This window comes from Sphingomonas sp. PP-CE-3G-477 (assembly GCF_003050745.1).
Taxonomy (GTDB): Bacteria; Pseudomonadota; Alphaproteobacteria; order Sphingomonadales; family Sphingomonadaceae; genus Sphingomonas.
Window position 1 is genome coordinate 52,878 of record NZ_QAOF01000011.1, and the last position, 20,357, is coordinate 73,234.

The 20,357-nt window shown below is 64.8% G+C and carries 12 protein-coding genes; 2 read left to right on the forward strand and 10 right to left on the reverse strand.

Going from position 1 to position 20,357, the window contains the following annotated elements:
• The first annotated feature begins 29 nt into the window (after positions 1-29).
• Complete coding sequence (locus C8J45_RS16795) at positions 30-2,318, forward strand: TonB-dependent receptor (protein WP_181321255.1); 2,289 nt, start codon at positions 30-32, stop codon at positions 2,316-2,318.
• Between the two features lie 970 nt (positions 2,319-3,288).
• On the opposite strand, the gene C8J45_RS16805 is transcribed toward C8J45_RS16795, so the two are convergent.
• The 9 genes from C8J45_RS16805 to C8J45_RS16845 all read right to left on the reverse strand — a co-directional run bounded on the left by C8J45_RS16805 (position 3,289) and on the right by C8J45_RS16845 (position 17,546).
• Entirely contained in the window at positions 3,289-4,143 is an 855-nt protein-coding gene (locus tag C8J45_RS16805; RefSeq protein WP_107964267.1) for an NPP1 family protein, read from the reverse strand.
• Between the two features lie 76 nt (positions 4,144-4,219).
• Entirely contained in the window at positions 4,220-7,213 is a 2,994-nt protein-coding gene (locus C8J45_RS16810; protein ID WP_107964268.1) for a TonB-dependent receptor, read from the reverse strand.
• Between the two features lie 80 nt (positions 7,214-7,293).
• Complete coding sequence (locus C8J45_RS16815) at positions 7,294-8,148, reverse strand: FecR family protein (RefSeq protein ID WP_107964269.1); 855 nt, start codon at positions 8,146-8,148, stop codon at positions 7,294-7,296.
• On the reverse strand, positions 8,145-8,708 hold the full coding sequence (locus C8J45_RS16820) for an RNA polymerase sigma factor (protein ID WP_181321256.1): 564 nt from the start codon (positions 8,706-8,708) through the stop codon (positions 8,145-8,147). Before C8J45_RS16820 ends, C8J45_RS16815 begins: the two co-directional genes overlap by 4 nt.
• Before the next feature lie 264 nt (positions 8,709-8,972).
• Entirely contained in the window at positions 8,973-9,923 is a 951-nt protein-coding gene (locus C8J45_RS16825) for a glycerophosphodiester phosphodiesterase family protein (RefSeq protein WP_107964271.1), read from the reverse strand.
• Between the two features lie 17 nt (positions 9,924-9,940).
• A complete protein-coding gene (locus C8J45_RS16830) occupies positions 9,941-12,703 on the reverse strand; it encodes a TonB-dependent receptor (protein WP_107964272.1) in 2,763 nt (920 codons plus the stop codon).
• Positions 12,704-12,810: 107 nt separating this feature from the next.
• A complete protein-coding gene (locus C8J45_RS16835) occupies positions 12,811-13,944 on the reverse strand; it encodes an ROK family transcriptional regulator (RefSeq protein ID WP_107964273.1) in 1,134 nt (377 codons plus the stop codon).
• A gap of 96 nt (positions 13,945-14,040) precedes the next feature.
• On the reverse strand, positions 14,041-14,943 hold the full coding sequence (locus C8J45_RS16840) for a glycerophosphodiester phosphodiesterase family protein (RefSeq protein ID WP_181321257.1): 903 nt from the start codon (positions 14,941-14,943) through the stop codon (positions 14,041-14,043).
• 68 nt (positions 14,944-15,011) lie between these two features.
• On the reverse strand, positions 15,012-17,546 hold the full coding sequence (locus C8J45_RS16845) for a TonB-dependent siderophore receptor (protein WP_107964275.1): 2,535 nt from the start codon (positions 17,544-17,546) through the stop codon (positions 15,012-15,014).
• Between the two features lie 214 nt (positions 17,547-17,760).
• Between C8J45_RS16845 and C8J45_RS16850 the strand changes: the two genes are divergently transcribed.
• Positions 17,761-18,918, forward strand: coding sequence for an ROK family protein (locus C8J45_RS16850; RefSeq protein WP_107964276.1), 1,158 nt, complete (start codon positions 17,761-17,763; stop codon positions 18,916-18,918).
• Here the strand turns inward: C8J45_RS16850 and C8J45_RS16855 are convergent.
• Positions 18,887-20,119, reverse strand: a complete 1,233-nt coding sequence (locus C8J45_RS16855; RefSeq protein WP_107964277.1) for a hypothetical protein — start codon at positions 20,117-20,119, stop codon at positions 18,887-18,889. The two genes, C8J45_RS16850 and C8J45_RS16855, sit on opposite strands and share 32 nt — an antisense overlap.
• Positions 20,120-20,357 lie beyond the last annotated feature (238 nt).

Consider the following 20,357-nt stretch of genomic DNA (forward strand, 5'->3'; position numbering starts at 1 on the left):
TGCACAGTCTAGACAGGCGGGAACCTCCAGTGATTTCGAAGACGCTTCTGCTTGCCTCGGCGAGCGCGATGCTAGCCGTCGCCAGCCCTGCCCTCGCCCAGACCTCGTCTAACGCTGTCCCCTCGCCGGATATACCGGACTCGAACGGCGAAATCGTTGTCTACGGCACGGGCAAAGTCCGCCAGGAACAGACGGTGTCGCGCAAGGCGATCGAAATCCTCCCGCCCGGCAGTTCGCCGCTGAAGGCGGTTGCCCGCCTGCCCGGCGTCGCGCTGCAGAGCTCGGACCCGTTCGGCAGCTACGAGCTCGGTACGCGGCTGTCGGTGCGCGGCTTCAACCAGAGCCAGATGGGCTATACGCTCGACGGCGTGCCGCTCGGCGACATGTTCTACAACGGCCACAACGGTCTGCACGTCAGCCGCGGGATCGCCGCAGAGAACATCGCGCGCGTCGACGTGTCGCAGGGTGCCGGCTCGCTCGGTATCGCCTCGACCAGCAATCTCGGCGGCAACCTTGAATTCGTCTCGCGCGGGCCGTCGCAGGTGATGGGCGGCGAGGTGGCGCTGACCTATGGTATGTACGATACCGTGCATCTCTACGGCCGGCTCGACAGCGGTGAATTGTCGACAGGTACGCTGTTATCGGTCTCGGGCGTGGTCCACGATGCCAGCAAATGGAAGGGTTACGGCAACCAGTCCGATACGAAGGTGAACGGCAAGATCGTCCAGAAGCTCGGCGACGCGACGCTGACTGGGTGGCTGAACTATTCGCTCCACAAGGAGCGCAACTACGCCGATCTGTCGCCGGCGACGCTGGCCCGGATCGGGTATGGCCTCGACTTCCTGCGGCCGGACTATGCGACCGCCATCCTGCTGTCCCAAGTGAGTGCGAACCAGACCGCGCGCGCCGCCAATCGGGCACTGCCCTTCCCCGCGGCGGGGGTCGTGTTCCCGACGCCGTACACCAACGTCAACGATACCTATTACGACAGCGGCGGCGTGCGGCGCGACTGGCTCGGTGCGATGACGCTGAACGTGCCGATCGCCGACTGGCTCGACGCTAGCGCAACCTATTATCATCATTACGACAAGGGCAGCGGCGGCATCTACACGCCTGCGGTCTTCTCGCCCGACGGCTTCCCCTTGTCGGTCCGCACTACCGAATACGGCATCAACCGTGACGGCGGCATAGCCAACGCGACCGCACGCCTCGGCGATCACACGTTCCAGATCGGCTATTGGCATGAGGACAACCAAGCCCGTACCGATCGCAACTACTACGCGGCGAGCCTCACCAACCGTCCAGACGTCACCGATTTCCTGACCAACCCGTTCCGCAGCGACTTCCTGACCGATCTCACGACGATCACGAACCAGTATTTCGTCAGCGACAGCTGGAAGATCCTGGACGCGCTGACGATCGCCGGCGGTTTCAAAGGCGCGCGCGTGGCCAACGGCATCACGACGACGTTCGGCACGCCGTTCATCAACGGCAAGATCGCCGCGAAGGACTGGTTCCAGCCTCAGGTCGGCGCGACGTACAAGCTCGGGCGGCAGGAATTCTTCGCCAATTATGCCGAGAACATGCGCGCCTATATCAGTTCATTCCGTGGGCCCTTCGGCACAACGCAGGTCGGTTTCGAGGCGATCCGCGACACGCTGAAGCCCGAGACCTCGCGCACGATCGAAGCTGGCTGGCGGTTCGATCTGGGCAAGCTTCGCGGCGTGATCGCGGGCTATGACGTCAAGTTCAAGAACCGCCTGCTCGCAGCGTTCAGCGGCGCGAACATCCTCGGTAACCCGAGCATCCTTCAGAATGTCGGCAGCGTGACGAGCCGCGGCGTGGAGATCGGCGCGACCTATCAGGTCGCCCGCCCGCTCTCGCTGATCGCTTCGTATTCGTACAACGACAGCACCTATGACGACGACACCGTCAACGGCACCGCTTTCGTGCCGACCAGGGGCGTCCGCACTGTCGACACGCCCGCGCATCTCGCCAAAGGCGAAATCAATTACGACGACGGGATGTTCTTCGGCAACGTCGCCGGCGCTTTCACCTCGCGGCGTAACGTCACCTATACCGGCGATGTATCGGTGAAAGGCTACACGCTGTTCGACGCCGCGGTCGGCTATCGCTTTCCGTCGAGCAGCGCGCTGGCCGGCGTCGAGATCCAGGTCAACGGCGTGAACCTGACGGACGAGAAATACATCGCCGCGCTCGGTTCGGGACAGTTCTTCAACACCGCAACATCGCTCAACAACACGATGCAGGCGGGTTCACCACGTCAGGTATTCGGAACGATACGTCGGCGGTTCTGAGTAGGGGATCAACTACCGCGATACGGTGGGCAACCCGACCGACTACAAAGGTATCGGCGTTCAGGAACAATGCCAGTACGCGGTATGCCAAGGGCGCTGCCCGACTAGGGACGTAATGGGGGGCCGGATATCGTAATCGTATCGCAAGCCCGCGGTCGCGGTGACGCAAACCTGGACGTTCACGCCCATTTTCCCCATTCTCAGCTTTGCGCGGATAAGCGACCAATAGCATGGTAGAGACGGATTATATGGCAAGATGGTGCTGGTCCCGGTGCTGCATACCTCAGCCGATTCCCGACGCGACAGGGACACGGCACGCTCGAAACTTGTGCTGGCAGCGAACGTGATGCGCGGCGCAACGCAAATCGAAGCGGGAGCAGCATAGTAGACGCAGAGAGCTCAGCAGGCGTTCGCTACGGGCGAGCGTCAGGGGCCACATTTGCGCGGATTTGGAAAGTGTTGTCCGCCACTTCGTCAAACTGGAACGGAATCGCCATCCGGTATCCGTTCGTGGCGAGAGCGGCTGCGAGGCCTCCGAGCAACATCTCCTGTCGCTGATCGAGATCGGCTTGCGTCGCTAAAGGGCGGATCGTTCCGGTCAGCGAACACCGCCCAGCCTCGCACACCATCGCGACGTCGGACGGTACCGGGTATGCGCCTCGAATGTCTGCAACGACCGTCTCGACGGGCGAGGCGGTGGAGGCCACGCGTGCAGGGGCGACGGGGGTAAGCGGTACGGCCCTGGCTGGGCTAGCGGCTGACCCACGAACCACGGTGATACCTGCCGCCGAGGCTTGTCGAGGGCGTCGAGTCCATCCGGCAAACATCGCTATGACGATGGCAATTGCCATGACGACCAAGGTCAAGCTGCCAGGCGAGATGAGGATCGATCGGGAACGAACGCTTGGCATGCGACCTCCGTAACGCGGGCACCCTGCGCCGCCGACATAGCGGCGACGCAGGGTAACGATCAGCAGGTGGTGGAGCCCGACGGACAGCCCGGTGAATCGCTCCCCGCATCGACGTTCGCGTCGAACCCGGGGGCTATGCCGCTCGCGTTGGCCGCCGCGAGGGTGCTTGCGAACCGCGCCTCCTTGTTGTCGAAGTTCGCACCCTTGAAATCATAGTTGGATACCGCGTTTCTGACTGCCACCGACGGGTAGCCGTTCCAGCTTACCAGCGGCTGGATGAGCCACTGCCCGGTGCCATTCTCGGCGGGCTCGTCGCCGCCGTCGGTCTTGGAGAAGCGCCACAGATGGGAAAAACCCCAGGTCTCGTAATGGAAGACGAGCTTCGCGTGCTCGCCGCTCGAATCGCTGACGAAGCGGAGCTGGCCGCCACTCGTGGCGCGGGTATCCCACTTGCCATGGTCGCCGCGCGTGACGCCGACGACGCGGCTGCCGGTGCCCTGGTCGGTCGTCCAGACGATGATCGATTCCCAGTCATAGGCGTGCGAGAAATCGGACTGCCAGAAATAGCTGTAGACCCGACCGCAATAGCCGTTGTTGCAGCGGCTGCGTGCATAGACGTTGCTCTGCGTCCGGTAGCTGGCGCTGCGGCACGTCGCCGGGGGCCGGGTGGCGTAGGTGGATGCCGCCGGGCTGATGGCGCCTGCCGCGTCGACGGCGGGCACGTTGAAGCAGACGTCGGTGTCGAAGTCGATCGCAGGCTGGAAACGTTTGTCGAGCGCCGTGGCGCGTTCGGGCAGTGGCACGACCGGCGCGGGCCAACCCTGTGCAAATGCGGGCGTCGCTTGTGCCACCAGCATGGCGGCGGCGGTGCCGATCATCAAGGATAGCCGGTTCGTCGAGACATGGCTTGTCATACAAACTCCCGTTGCAGGATGTCGTGAGGTACGCCGTACGCTCTCGTCCGCGGCGGGAACGCCGCGGACGTGGAGTTCAAAAACTGGTCGTCACGCCGAAGGTGAAGATGCGGCCGCTCCGGGTGTAGACGAGCGTCCGGTCGGTGGAGAGGTCGGTAAACTGCTCGATTGGCCGGTTGGTGACGTTGATCCCCTCGACGACGAAGCGCAGGTTCTTGACCGGGCTGTAGCGGACCTGGAAATCGACGTTGTTGGTTGGGCGGATGCCGTCACCGACATTCGCGTTGCCGCCTGCGCCCGTCAGATACCGGCTGCGATAGGCGGTCGAGACACGCGCGCCGAAGCGTTCGGTCTCGAAATAGAGCGTCGCGTTGGCCGCCCATTTCGACAGATTGTAGAGCGGGATGCTTTTGACGACACCGTTGTAGACCGCGGTCTGGTCACCATCGATCCAGGTGCCGTTCGCGACGATGCCGAACCCGTCGAACGGCGCGGGCAGGAAGGTGAAGTCGTGCTGGAATGCCGCCTCGATACCCTTGATGCTGGCCCCGTCCCCGTTGATCGGGCGCGTGTAGTTGTACGGCGTCGTACCGTCCTGACCCGGCAACAGCAGCGAGACCGGGAAGCCCGTCGCGCTATAGGGAACCTGCGACGTCTCCGACGTGATGAAGCTGTTAAGGTCCTTCCAGAAGAAGCCGACCGACGCGAAGCCGTTGCGATCCATGTAATATTCGAGGCCGGCCTCCGCCGAAGTCGACCGGAACGGCTGGAGATTGGGGTTTCCGACGGAGACGGACCCACCGAACGGCGCCACGGTCAGCGTCCCCGCTGCGGCAAGTTGAGGAAGGCCAGGCCGATTGACGTTGCGGCTGGCGGAAGCGCGCGCGATCAGCTTCGGCGTGATGTCGAGCGCGACGTTGAGCGCGGGCAGCCAATCGTCGTTGCTGGTCCCGACCGTGACCGGCTGCAACGTGGTGACGCCGTTGGTCGCTGTGGCCAGCGAACCGCTGGATACCAGGTCGGTATGATAGTAGCGGACGCCTGCATTGCCGCGCAGCCGCATCGACCCGATATCGGTGTCGAGATTGAGCTGCGTGAAGCCCGCCCAAGTCTTTTCCCGAATGCGAAAGTCGCTGCCCGCAGTCAGGTTGGCGGCGGTCAAATCCCGGTTGTTGCCGAGCAGCGCGTAGATCCCGGCAATGTCGCCGCCGATATAGGGAAGCAGGCTATCGCGGTTGATGACGTATTTCAGTGCGTCGGGTATCGCACGGTCGCTGGTCGCCGCCGTGCCATAGAAGATGTTGGTGAGATACTGATACCCGCTGTTGGTGAAGCGCTTATACTCGCCGCCGACCTCCAGCTTCAGGATCGGCGTGAGGTCGTAGACCGCCTGGAGCTGACCGTTCAGATAGTCGCTCTTGATCATGTTCTCCTGCGTGACCAGCCGCTGGACGTTCCAGTTCGCGGGATTGGTGAGGTCGAAGCCGTAGGTGTTCACCGGAATCGTCGGCTGCATGTCGAAACTGAACGCGGTGTTGCGCGCCTGCAGGAAGATCTTGTCGAACGTCGGCTGGACGAAATTCGACTTCTGGTACCCGCCCAACGCGGTCAGCTTCAGTCGATCGCCGACATCCCAGCTCACATTCGCCACCGCCTGGTAGAAGTCGGTCTGGTTCTCGACGCGGTGATGCTCGGTGCGCTGATCGATGCCGGTATAGCTGGCGGCAACGAGCGAATTACCCTGGATCGTCGCGGACCGGATCACCTGCGCGCCGCTGACGTTGCCGGTCAGCGCGTTGTAGCCGCCCGCCGCGATCGCCCAGTCGTCGCGCTTGTCGGCGAGGTGTCCGTACAGCAGGTCGACGTCGATCTTGAAATTGTCGCCGGGATGATATTGCAGCGCGCTGGTGACGCCGATCCGCTCGCGATCGGTGTACCAGGTCGACGGCGATTGCGCCTGGGGGGCGAAGATCGTGCCGCCGCGCAACAACGCCCGCGTCGGCGCGTCGATCTCCGGCCCGATATTGTTCGCGCCGTAGGTAACCTTGCCCCAGTTCCAGTTGCGATAGCCATATTCGTTGTTGCGAACCTTCGAATAGGCAACCGATACGAGCGCACCAAAATCGCCCTGACGCTGCGAGAACAGGCCGACGAGCCGCGGGGTGACGCCGCTGGTCTGATCGTTGGTCTGGGCCTTCGCGGACAGCACGATCTTCTGGCCGTCATAGTCGAATGGCTTGGCGGTGAAGAGCTGCACGGTGCCGGCGATGCCGCCCTCGTCCTGGTTGGCGGCGTAGCTTTTCTGGACGCTGACACGGTTGAAGAGCTCGGAGGCGAACAGGCTGAAATCGAAGCCGCGGCTGCGGCTGACGTTGCCGCGATTGTCCATGCCGGAGGCGGTGTTGCCGAGCACTTCCATGCCGTTGAGCTGCGTGCGCGTGAAATCGGGGCCGAGACCGCGCAGCGCGATCTGACGTCCTTCGCCGGTGTCGCGCGTGATCGCGACGCCGGGGACGCGTTGCAGTGCCTCGGCAAGGTTCATGTCGGGAAATGCGGCGATGTCGGACGCCACGATGTTGTCCTCGGTTCCGACCGCGCGACGCTTCAGGTCCTGCGCGGCCAGCAGGCTGCTGCGATAGCCGTTGATGACGATATCTGGGGCGCCCTCCGGCGTTTCACGCGAAAGCGTGGTAGCTTGCGCCGCAGCGGCTGCAATGACTGGAGCGCGCGCGCCGACGGTGCTCGGCGCCGACGGTGCCTGGTCCCGGCGGAGGATCGTCACGCCGTTGCTCTCGACCGGACGCAGCCCCGTACCACGTAGCAGCATCGCGAGCGCTCCCGATGTAGTGAGCCGCCCACTGACGCCCTTCGTCCGCTGCCCGTGAATGAGTGCGGGCGCGGCGATGACCTGCATGCCCGTCGCGCTCGAATAGGCCGACAGCGCCTGCGCCAGATCGCCCGCCGGAATGGCGAACATTCGTGCGCCCGTCGACTGTGCATCCGCTACCGTCGGTGCGGCTAGAGCGAACGCTACCAAGGCCAGTGCCGACGTTCCATGAAACCGCGTCATCAAATTCCCCCGTCTTGGCGCCATCGGACGCCACCCGGAGGGAAGACGGTGGAGGCCGCCAAATCCGGACAGTGTTTTTTTCAGTCCGCGGTTTCGAGCGCCAACGCCCCCTGCCGCTCGACTACCGTGAAGCCGAACCCGCTGCCGATGGCCTTTAATAGCTGATGCGGACGGTCGGTGCGGAACCGCCCGAACACCGTCGTCGACGCCAGCGGTTCCCGCGGACGTGCGATCCTGACGCCCCCCTGCCGGTCGAGAACCTCGACCAGGTCGTCCAGGCGCATGCCAGTCGTGTCGATCCAGCCCTTGCGCCAGTCAGGCAACGCCGGATCGAACTTCGTCGGCGCTGCCGCCACACCGCTGCGTACAGCACTGCGGTAACCGGCGCGAACGACGACGCCGCGCGGCGCCCCTACCGGATCGAAGCCGACCGCGCCGCGATAGACGGCCAGCGCTACCTGTGTCCGGGTCAGGTCGAGGTCGAACGCGGTGCCGAGGACGCGTGTCTCGCTGGCGCCGGCGCGCACGACGAAGGGACGCGCAACGTCATGACGCACGTCGAAGAACGCCTGTCCCGCAAGCAACTCGGCACGGCGCTGTCCGTCCGCATAGACAATCCGAAGCCGGGTCGCGCCGTTGAGCGCAACCGTCGAGCCGTCCGCCAGCGTCACGGTCGTGCGTTCCCCTGCACGGGTCGCCAATATACGCGTCGAAACCGTTGGCACGGCCGGATTGCCGACAAACCGCCCGCCACCCACGAACAGCAGGGCGATGGCGACCGGGGCCGTCGCTACGGCCGCGATAGCCGATCGCCGTCGACGCCGAAGCGACCGGACCTGCTCGTCGGAAAGTCGGCCGCACCGCACCGCCGCCGTTTGCAGCGCATCGGCGAGCGCAGCCTCGGTTACCGTTGTTCCACCGCCCGCTACAGTCACGCGCCGGCCTCCATCGTGAAGCCGCGTTTGGCGAGCGCGCTGCGGAGGTCCTGAAAGCCGCGGACGACGTGCTTCTCGACCGCCGCCATGCTCATATCGAGACTTCGGGCGATCGTATCGGTCCTCAGCCCGTCGAGGCGCTTGCGCAGGAAGATTTCGCGGCGCAGCGGCGGCATGCGCTCGAGCGCGTCCGCCATGATCACCACGGCGCGACGGAAGGCCAGCACCCGGTCGGCAGTGGGTTGCGGACAGGCGATTGCCTCATCCAGTTCGACATGCGCAGACCGTCGTGCGGCGCGGTGATGATCGAGCAGCAGATTGCGCGCGATCGCAAAGCACAGTGCCTTCATGTCGTTGACCCGCGCGGTCGCCTGATAGGCGAACAGGCGCAGATAGGTTTCCTGCACCACATCGTCGCCATCGGCATGGTGAGCCAGCCGACCTTGCACGAAACGCCGCAATGCGCCCGCCAGTTCGGCGTCCGGATACTCCAGCGCCAGCGGATGCTCGGGTAACGAGCGTATGCCGATACCGTCGACAGGAAATGCTCTGCTGCTCACCACGCCCCCGTCTGCAGTTCCGGAGCGTTCTATGAGACGATCATGAAGCCAGGATGACAGCGGCGGAAATCGTTCGCCAGTATGCGCCCATCGTCGACTGACGACACGAGTATGGACATTCAGGTGCCCTGCCCTCCACCTATGGCGTTCATCTTGGTTGGCATTTTTTGGGATATGCCAGCATTCTGTCCTGGCCGACTGTTCGCAGCGGTGGATCGAGTTAACCATACCTATCCAAACACGCTCGGCGAACGGAGATGGTGATTACCGCATAAGGTAGCGGCGGAGCGCCTCGGGTTCGTCGGTCTGGACTATACCGACACCCGCGCGTTGCAGGCGTCCCCATACTGCGTCGGGATCACGCAAGGCATCGACGTCGCCCCCATAACCGCCAATGAATCCTTCCCACAGCGTGTTGGCCCACACGCGACCATGTGCCGCGCGAGCAGCGGCGGCAACGCTAGGCAAAGCAGCGGCTGGCATGCGCGGCACTTCGACGCCGATCGGACGCCGCCCGCCCGACGCCTGGCGCGTGACGATCGCAGCCAGGTCCGCACCCTGCGCATCGCCGCTGGAAAGGATCGGCATGAACGGTACGCGGTCGTACGGCGCCATCGCGGCCAGCGGCGCGCTGCCGATCCCCGCGACCGTCTTCACGATGACCCGGTCGGTCGCGCCGGCACGGACGACGGCATCGATCACCTCGGCATAGATCGCGTCCTTGATGTCCAGGTTCAGCACGATCCGGTTGCCGGCGTGCGCCAATATCTCGTCGAGCGTCGGAACCTGCTGATCGGTAAGCCCAGCGCCCTTATCGCCTTCGTTGTCGCGCAGGCGTAGTGCCTTGATCTGAGAGAGCGTAAGGTGATCGACCGCGCCGGTCCCGTTGGTGGTCCGATCGACCGTCGCGTCGTGAATCATCACCAGATGGCCGTCGCGGGTTCGCCGCACATCGGTCTCCATGATGTCGATGCCCATCGCCACGCAGTGATCGAGCCCCACCAGCGAATTTTCCGGTGCGCTCGGCAAGGCGTGGCCCGGCGCCGAATTATGGCATCCGCGATGTGCCGCGATCAGCAGGCGCCCGTTCGGATCGAGCAGCGCCGCGTGAATCTCCCGTACGGTCCGCGGCGGAACCGGAGCAGCCGCAACGGACACCACTGGCATTGCTGCGAGAATAAGCAGGGACAATGTCCCGAAACGCGATCGTGTCATGTCGGACCTTTCGGAGATCAGAATTTGGGCGTGAAACGGAGGCCCAGCCAGAACGTCGTCGGGACCGAATAGCTATCCTTGAGCAAATTCTTGTCCGGGCCGGCAAAGCTCGTGAGGCGAGTGTGCGTCAGGTTGCTCACCTGGCCGATCACCGCGACGCCGTTCCGCAACGTATAGTTCGCGGTCAAATCGATCTGCTCCCGCGGCGCCCAGTACAGATCCTGCCAATAGATATCGTTGATGATCGTGCGCAGCGCCCTGCCCTGCCGATTATACGCCGCGCGCAGTTCCAGGCCGTGCTTCGCATAGAACACGCTGGCGTTGAGCGTGCTGTCGGGCTGGCCGACGAGGCGATCGATGCTACGCGCCACGCCCCTGCTGCTGAGCACGTCGATCCGGCCGCGTAGCAATGCTGCGTTCGCACTGACGCCGAAACCACTCAGCAGCGGGTGGATGAACTCGAGCGAGTTGAGAACCGCGTTCGCCTCGATCCCCTTGATGCTCGCCTTGGTCGCGTTGGTCGGCTTGGTCACGACCGCGTTGACGTAGTTCACGCCTTCATAGGTGTAGCCAACCGAGGCCGCGTTGAAGATCTCGTCCTTGATGTCCTTGTAGAACGCCGCGAGCGACACGATCCCGCCATAGCGGCTCGACAGGGTCCAGTCGGTGGCGAGGTCGAGATTGGTCGAACGGCGCGGCTTGATGTCCGGGTTGCCGATCGTGACGTTGACGCCGGTCGCCGCGCCGTTGCCGAGATCGCTCGCATTGACGAAGCCGATCGAACTGCGCGCGGCATAGCTGTCATAGCTCGGCCGCCCGATCGTCTGGCTCGCCGCGGCGCGCAGGTCGATGGCGCGCGTCGCGTGCCAGGTCGCGATCGCTGAAGGCAGGACGTAGGTGTAGCTAGACTTGGTCGGCTGATCGACGAACACGCCGTTGCGCCTGATCCGCCCGACTGTCGACTGGTCGGTGTGATCGAGATGCACGCCGGCTTGCGCGTTGATGGCCGACGAAGCGTAGCTCGCCAGCGCATAACCACCGGCAATCTTCTCGACGTGGCGGAAATCATCCTGGTTGTTGTAGTTCGACTGATCGGTGGTGTTCAGGATCGATCCGGGCTGCGCAGTGATGTCGCGGACCGAGGCAACCGGATCGATCGTGAGCAGGTACAGCCCGTTCGAATAGTTGAGCGGCGCGCCGCCCGGTCCGACCGCGGTCGCCAGGCCGATTACCCGGCCGGTCGTGTTGGGTGCCTGGTCGATCCGGTCGAGATTGAACTTGGGGCGATCATCGGTGTAGCTCGCGCCCGCCGCAAAGCCGATGCCGTCCGCATCGGCACCCTGGTTGAAGGCATAATCGAGCCGGCCCGTCAGCACCGTGTCGCTCGCGTGCCGCTCGCCGTTCGGCCGGTAATAGAGCAGGCTGTAGTTCGAGAGATTGTTGTAGGCCGCCGGATCGACCGCGAACTTCTGGTCGAGCTTGCTGGTGTCGTAGGCGAACGCGAAATTGGACGTCGCAGTCGGTGTCGCCCCCGCCGTGCCGGGCGCCGGCCGCGCGACGCCGGTAGCGTATTTGATCATCTGGAACACTTCGTCATACGTCGCGCGCGATGCGCCACCCTTGAGCGACAGCGTCTGCCGATCACCGGGCCGCCACGTCAGCCCCGCCTGCGCAACCCGAGTCCGCGTAACGATGTCGGCATTCTCCCAGCCCACCTCGACGTCGCCGCCAGGATAGCTGCCCGAGGTCGCGGTCTGGTTGAGGACGGTACCGCGGTTGCGCGGATCGATCAGGACCTCGTTGCGGTCCATCTTGTCCTTGAAATAATAATAGCCGAGCGAGGCATAGGCTTCGAGCGTGTCGGTCGGGCGCGCCTCGAACTTGCCTGTCAGGCCGTAGCGGTCGCGCTTGTCCATCACGTACCAGTATTTGTCCTGCTGCGGCACCGCGAAGCCGTTGCCGAGATTGGCGCCGGTCTGAAGCTGCCTCGCCGCGTTGTAGAAGGAATAATGGATCGTATCGGTCGTCATGTGCGTGTCGGTGTAGCTGCTGAGCGTCTGGTAATTGCCCGACAGGACGACGCCGTATTGGTGGTTCGCGCCGAACGTCGTGCTGACGGTCGCGCCGAGCCGCGTGCCGAAATCGGGCTGGTGGCGCGGCAAGCCGGTGTCGCTCGCATGGCCGAGCGACGCTTCGGTCGTGACGAACGGCTTGCCGCCGCCTTCGAACGCGCTGCGCGTCACGATGTTGATCGCGCCACCGACCGCGTTCGGGTCGAGATCGGCGGTGAACGTCTTCACCACCTGCAACTGGCTGATCATCGACGCGGGGAGAATGTCGAGGCGGACCCCGCGCGAGATCGACCCGAGCGTCCCGTTGGGCGTGCCGGGCGAGGCGAGCTGCAACCCGTCGATCGTAACGTTGTTGTACGCCGGCCCAAGGCCGCGGATGACCGGTGTCGCCGCTTCGTCGCGCGGATGCTCGTTATCGGTCGCGGGCAGCACCGACAGGCCGGGAATGCGCCGCAACGCCTCGACGATGGTCGCATCCGGCAACGCACGGACGTCGTTGGATCCGATCACGTCGATGATGTTGGTCGCGTTGCGCTTGGCCTCGATCGCGACGTTGTTGGCGCGCCGGATGCCGGTGACGACGATTTCGCCGGACGTGTCCGCAGCCTGTGCCGGTACCGGCGCTGCAAGCTGCGCCGCCGCGGGAACCCCGATCGCGATCGAAGAAGTGCCGGCGAGCGCCAGCAGCCGAAGTGAAAGATGTGCCATGTGATGATCCCTGCCCGTTTGGCCGGCGTCGACTGCCCGCCCCCAGTGACGGCGCGGCTAGGCCCCGGTTGTGGCAGTTTTATTTATTTAATCGGAAATAAATCGGATCAGCGCGCGACATTCGGTGCGGCGAGTTCGTGGATCGGCAGCAATGCCGCGCCAACCGCCGCCGCCCAGCTGCCGAGCTGCGACACGTACACCGTGGGCCGCGGCAGATGTGGGAAGGCCGTCGCCCATACCGCCCGCTCGAGGGCCTCGCCGAGCGCCCGAAGGATCGGCAGCGGCAGCGCACCGGACACGACGATCGCCCCGGGATCGAGCCACGCGACCCCGCTGTCCGCCGCCACCGCGAGTTGCCGCCCGGCGCGCTCGACCCACGACGCGATCAGTGCCGCATGCGTGTCCTGATGGATCTCGACCTCGTTCAGCGCGTGGATCGCCGCACCCGCCGCCTGTAGCTCGGCGAGCAGATCGATCCCCGATGGGCGCGCCGATCCCCCCGGGAACAGCCGGCCGATCTCACCGGCATTGCCGTGTTCGCCGCGCAGGATCGCGCGGTCGACGATGATCCCCCCGCCGACGCCGTGGCCGATGAAGAAGACGATCGCCGAGCTGCATGTCCGGATCAGCCCGCTGTCGTAATATTCGGCCAGCGCGGCGAGCGTCCCGTCATTCTCGATCCAGACCGGCAGCCCCAGATAATCCGCAAACAGCCGTTGCAGGTCGAGATCGCGCCAGCCCTGCAACCAGTCGACCGCCCAGCGCCGCGTCGGATCGCCTGCGAGCGTCGGCCCGGTCGCCGCCACGCCCAGCCCCAGAAAGCGCGATCGCAGCATTTTGTGGCTCATGCTCAGCCCGCGCAACCGTCGGTCCACGGCCTCGACGAACGCGCGCGGATCGGGGCTGTCGAACGGTTCCAGATCGCGGACGATCACGGTGCCGGTGAAATCGACTAGCGCAATCTCGAGCCAGCCCGGATGCACGGTCGCGCCCGCCGCATAGCCGCCCCGGCTCGAAATCCCGAGAGGCACAATCGGCCGCCCGCGTCCACCGCGCTGGTCCTGGAGATGCTCATCGACCAGCCCGAGCGCGATCAGCTCGCGGCTCAGCCGCGTGACCGCGCCATTGTGCATGTCGAGCCGGTCGGCGAGGGCCGTTCGCGCACTCGGGCCGGAAATCCGCAGATCCCAGACGATACGTTTCTGATCCTCGGAAAGAAGGATTTCCGGCTTCGGGCGCACGCGATCATCCTGTCGGCTGGCAATACCGATGCCTTAGCCCGCCGAGTCCGCCGATGCTCGGTTTACTTCACGCACGATTAGAAAATCAGCGATCTCCTATTTCGTTGCGCGCGCGCGATAGGCGACCAACGCCTCGGGCTGGTTGGTCATGATCATCGCCGCGCCCGCCGCCCGCTGTGCACCCCAGACCGCGTCCGGATCGGTCAGCGCCCGAGCATCGTCGAAACCCGCATTGTCGGCTGGGAACATCGTCGCGGTCCATAGCCGCACTTTCCCGCGCGCGGCAGCAGTCTGCTGCAGCCAACCGGCATCGCCCCATTTCACATGCGCCCATCCCGCCGGGTTCGACGTACACCGCCGCGCAGCAGGAGCCAGCGGACCGTCCTTCCCGAACATGATCGGGATTGTCGTCACGCGGTGGCGGAACGGGGCGATCGCATCGGCCAGCTTGGCGTCGTTGCATTCGTAAAAGAAGATCGCCTGGTTCGCCATGTGCGCCCGCTCGATATGCGCGAAGGTCTTGCGCTGGCTGCCGTCCTTGACGTCGAACACGATCATCACGCGCCCCTTCGCCGCCCTCAGATACTGGTCGAGCGTCGGAATACGTTGATCGGTCAGCGGTGCGTCCTTGCCGCCGTGCCCGGACTTGAGCCGAAGCGCCGCCAGTTCGGCCCAATCGTGATCCGCAACTGGTCCGGATTCGTTCGTGGTGCGATCCAGCGTCTCGTCGTGGACGATTACCGCGACACCGTCGCGGCTGTGCCGGACGTCGAGTTCGACCGCATCGACGCCAAGCTTCGCGCAGGCCGCCAACCCCGCCAGCGAGTTCTCGGGCGCCGGATGCCAACATCCGCGATGTGCAACGACGATCAGATGCGAAGACGACGGGTCGGCCAGCGCGCGCCGGGTGACGGCCAAGCTGTTGCCCCGTGCGTCGGCTGGCGTGACGCCGGACACCAGCATCGCAATCGCCGCGGGCAGGACTGTACGAAGGGACATGACGGACTTTCGAAAAAGAGAATGACGCGCCGCCATCGTCGTGACGGCGGCGCAAACTGCGCTGGGGTTCACCAGCGCTTGGTGAGCGACACGGTGAAGTTGCGGCCGAAGATCGAACGGCCGACCGTCGCATCGGCGACTCCGCCCGTCCCGATCGTCGCGGCGCGCGCGTTACCCTCGGTCAGGCCAACGACGTCGAACAGGTTGCTGACCTGTCCGCGAACCTCCAGTCCGGAAACTTCGATCGACGCGCCAAGATCGACCGACGAATAGGCAGGCAGGCGGCTCAGGTTGGACGCGTCCTGGAAGCGACGACCGATCGTGTAAAAACTCCCATAAAGGCGCGTTTTCGCCTCGCCGAGGTCGATCGTGTAGGATGGCGTCACGGTCAGCTGGACGCGCGGGACGCGGGCGATGTCGCCACCCTGCGAGCTTTGCGCATTCGTGCCAGTGAGCGTGTCGACGCTGATGATCTTGGGGTTCTGCCACATCCCCACCGCCGTCACGTCGAAGCCCGCGAACGGCGAAACCACCGCCTCGAGTTCGACGCCGTAGGTCCGCGTGTCGTAGATGATGTTGGCGTTGGTGATCGACCCGTCCGCCGCGGCGACCTGCGTACCACCGTTCAGCTTGTCGAATTTCGACCAGAAACCGGTGGTCGTCACGCGCAGGCCGGGCAGCGCGTATTTGAAGCCCGCCTCCGCCTGCTGTACCCTCGCGACCGGCAACGGATCCGTCGAACCCGGCAGCGTCGCACCGCCCAGGATCGTGTCGAAGCGCGGATAGCTGAAGCTGCGCGTGTAGCGGCCGAAGACGTTCGCGTTGGGGGCGAAGATATACCCGCTGCCGACCGTCCAGCTGGTGCCCTTCAGATTCTCCGACCGGGCAACGGTGCGGACCACGCCCTGCACGGTTCGCGCGGCAATCGCGCCGGTCGGATCGGCGTTGACGGTGCCGAGGACACCCTGCACGCCGTCCTGCTTGCGCGAGACGCGACGGACACCGGCGTCAATCGACCAGGCGGGCGTCACCTGCCAAGTATCTGCAAGGTAGAAGGCGACCGACCGGCCGTCGAGCGAACCGCTCTGCCCGCCTGCGCCGTAGCTGATGAAGCCGTTCTCGGTGACGCGACCGACGACCTGCCCCGCCGCGTTCAGCGCCTGCACGTCGAGCGCGGTCGGCTGGTTCTTCACATTCACCAGCAGCGCATTGAGCGACTGGTCCTGCGCATAGCGATAGTCGCTGTAATACACGCCCGCGGTCAGCGCATGGCTGCCGATCGGCGTCTCCAGCGTCTTGTTCAGATGCACGTCGCCGGCATCGTAGCGCAGTCGCGTGCGGATGCTGGCGAAGGTGTTGGCCATCACCAGGTTCGCAGTCGTCGCGGGGTCGTAGACGGTGTTGGTGTCCGCAACGACATAGCGCAGCGATGAGACCCCCGACCCGAACGCGGTACGCGCCGACGCCAGGCGTCCGGCGAGGAAAGACGATGCGGTCACGGGCGCGCCGTTGAGGATCGAATCGAACCCGGTCGTCCCTTCAGTGTGGCGATACGTCCCGGTCAGCCGGAAGCCGCCCCCGAGTTCATGATCCGCACCCAACGTCGCCGTCCAGACGTCCGGATGGATGCCGTCGCGCAGGTCGCGCTTGATCGTGGTCGCACGGCCGTTGGCGTCGAGAGTCCGCAGCGTTACTCGTTGAAATGCCGCCGCACTGAGCGTGCCGTTGCGCGGATCGATCAGGGTCTCCAGCGATCCGCCCGATACCGGATCGACCAGCGGGACCGCGGTGTAGAATATGCTGCGATCGTTGAGATATTTGAAGTCGCCCCAGATCCGGCCGCCGTCGAGCTTATAGGTCGCACCGACCTTGAACTGGCCGCCTGCGTCGGCATTGTCGAAGCCCGGATTGCGCAGGCCGTCGTCGCGCCGATAGAAGCCGCTGAAGCTCGCCATCAGCCGGTCGGTGATCGGCCCCGAGATCATCACGTCGGTCCTTGCGCGGTTGCCCGTGCCCGACTCCAGCCGGATCGCGCCGGAATAGGTCGGCGTACCGTGATTGGTGATGAAGTTGACGACGCCACCAGGCGCATTGTTCGAGAACAGCGGCGCGGTGCCGCCGCGAACGATTTCCGCGCGCTGCGTGTCGAGATCGACGCGGTAGAGCTCGTCGACGTTGAGGAAGCGTTCGGTGTTGCTCTCGAACAGCGGCATGCCGTCTTGGTTCAGGTCGATGAGCCGCCACCCGCTCCACGGCAGGCCACGGATGACGATGTTCTCGCCGCCGCCCTCGCCGCCCGACGCTTCGGCGGTGATCCCCGGCGTCGCCGCCAGCAGGTCGGCGACGCTGTGCGGTGCGGCCTGGTCGATCGTCGTGCGGTCGATCGTCGATACCGAATAGGGTGCGTCGAACGTGCGCTGCCGCGTCGACGTACCCGTGACGACGATATCCGCGCCCACCTGTGCAGGATCGGTGCCGGCCTCCTGCGTCGCAGCCGGCGAGCCCGCGGGCCGATCCTGCGCCAATTCCTGCGCCAACGCCGGACAGGCCAGCACGAAAGGCGACGTCGCTGCCAACAGATAGCGCAAATACCGATAATTCATTGCCTTGCCCCTTTTGTATCGATTCCGAGGCCCCCCGACGCATGCAGGCGCCGTCGCTCCGTCCGACACATCGCTGTGCGATCGGTTCGCTGCTGACGCGCGGCATGCCGCCGTGGAGACCCTGTCCCCCTCCGACCCGGTTGCGTTCCGTCACCGAACCGCTACCCTCTGATCGAATAGTATTCGCCTGCTATCGTAAAAGAGTGACAGTAAAATGACGTCGAAATTGCATGCTGCGCCGATCGGCCAGATCGAGCAGCCATCCTGGGTGAAACCGATCGGCAGCGGCGGACGCGCGCTGCTCGACCTCTTGGTCAAGCAGGGCAGCGCGGTGCAGGCGCATCTGCCCGCACGGCTGAACCTGTCGCAGCCGAGCATCGCGCGACTGGTGAACGGCTTCATCGACGACGGACTGGTGACTGCCTCCGCACGCAGCACCCCTGGGCGCGGCAATCCCAGCGTGACGCTACGGCTAGCACCCGACATCGCATATGGCCTGGGGATCGGCATCGTCGGCGACGCGCTGTCGATGGCGATCGTCGACCTGGCGGGACAGGTCCGTGGTACCCGCCGCATCCCGCTACAGGATCGCAGCCGCGCGGCCGTCGTCGCGCATCTCGATGCCATGCGGGACGACCTGGTCGTTTCATCCGGGATCGCCGCCGACCGGATCGTCGGGGCGGGCGTCGGCTTCGCGGGGTTCTTCGTCGAGGGTCCGTTGCGCTTCAATCCCCCGGCGATCCTAGCCGACTGGATCGATGCGGACATCCCCGCCCTGCTGCGCCCCGCGCTCGGTGTGTCGGTGCTCTGCGACAACGTGGCGACGACGGCGGCGATTGCCGAGAGTCTCTTGGGAGTCGGTCGGGACTGTCCGACATTCGCCTATTGCCATCTCACCAATGGCTTCGGCGGCGGGCTGATCGCCGATGGCAAGCCGGTCCGCGGCGCGCTCGGCAACGCTGGGGATTTCGGTGGCGTATGGTGGATGCTCGATCAGGGCTATCCCAATCTCGACCGGCTCCGCGCGCATGTCGCCGACGCGGGAACGCACTACGCGACGGTCGAGGATATGCTCGAAGCGCTCGATAGCGAGACGCCTGGCGTGGAAGCATGGCTCAGCGAGGCGCAACGGCCGTTCACCTCGCTTGCCTTTCTGCTCGGCCACATCGTCGCGCCCGAGAAAGTGGTGATCGGCGGACGTCTGCCGGGCTGGCTGGCCGAACGATTGGCAGCGTGCATCATGGTCCCTGCTAGCCCGGAGCGAAACGGTCAGCCCTTTCGCCTACCACAGATCGTCGCGCGTCAGGTCGATGGCGATGCCGGCGCGATCGGCGCCGCACTCATGCCGCTACAGGCGGTATTCTTCGCCTGAGTGGCATTTCGGTCAGCGCAAGCACGATACCGCCGACCGCAACGATGACCAGCGCGGCCAGCGCCGCAACCGGGTCACCGGCTTCATACGCATCGATCAACGGCGCGAGAAACAACGCCCCTGCCGCCATCGACACATGGGTTGTCAGGATCACCGCGCTGGCCACCATCCCGTCTCGCCGTATCCCCGATGCCGCGTCGTCCATCGCGACGCGGGCGGCGCTCGTCCAGAGATGGACACCGACGATACCCAGGCCGGCACCGTGCGCGGCTGCCGCCAGAGCGCGTACCGGAACCCCGTCGCCAAACGTCACGAGCATCGCGCTTGCGAGTATGACGACGATGCCGGTCATCAGCGCGATGCGCTCGCCGAACGCGTCGACCAAGCGGCGCTGTGCGAACGGGCCCGCGACCGATCCCACGCAGAAAGCGGTCAGCATTGAGCCGCCAGCCTGCAGCATCCCGCCGTCGCTCGAGGGCGCGAAGATCAGGAGGCGGCTCATGGTCGGCAGAACCGCCGCGGCTACGACGAATCCCAGCAGAAGCTTGGGAAGCCCCGTCGGCCATGACGTTGCCGGCTCATCGGCGGTCGGTCGAACAGTCGGCCTGTTCGGGAACCGCAGTCCTCGAAGGCCGATCGCACTTGCTACGTTCAGACCGCCGATAACCGCAAACGCGATTACATCTGAAGCGCCCCGATACAGCAAAAGGTGGACCGACACGGCAACCACCCGCATCACACCGCTCAAAACAACCCGCAACCGCGCATAGCGTTTCGCATCGCTGTCATCATCGGGCAGCAGTGACCCAAGAGCATTTTGCGGAACATCCTGCGCCGCATAAACAATGCGAAACGCGAAAGCGATCACCGTCACTGCGACCGGATCGACGACGAGAAACTGTCCCGCGAACAATATGGCGGTGGCTATTGCCCCAAAGAGTTGCACCCGTACATAATCGGGACCGGTAGCCTTTCGTACCGTCAATAAAATCCCGACGCTAAGATTAGCCAGCGCTCCGGTCGACAGGAACAGTGCTAGCAGGATCGATACCGTCGTCCCGGAAAACCCAACGACACTGTGCAAATGCCACGCGAGCAACAAATCCGTCGTCGCCCACCCCAACGATCGCGCAGCGTGGGCAGTGGCAAAGCGGACATGATTGCCCTTACCATCTAGAAATGTCGTCGGTGTGCAGGCCATGCCATCTGCTACTTTGCGACTATGAAACCCTAATGACGTGTGTGGAAGACCAATGGCAGCGTGCCGACGATGTATCAGAAACTTGGGGTTCCGCGGCAGGTAGGGTGACCCAAAGCACGAAGCCGCTGCGCGGCATTGGTGGTGGCGGTAAGGTAGCGCAGCCTCTCTGAGGTTTGGTCCTGCGGCAGCGGCGGCAGACGATGGAGTTCCTTCAACGAGAGGAACTCCCCATGGCGAC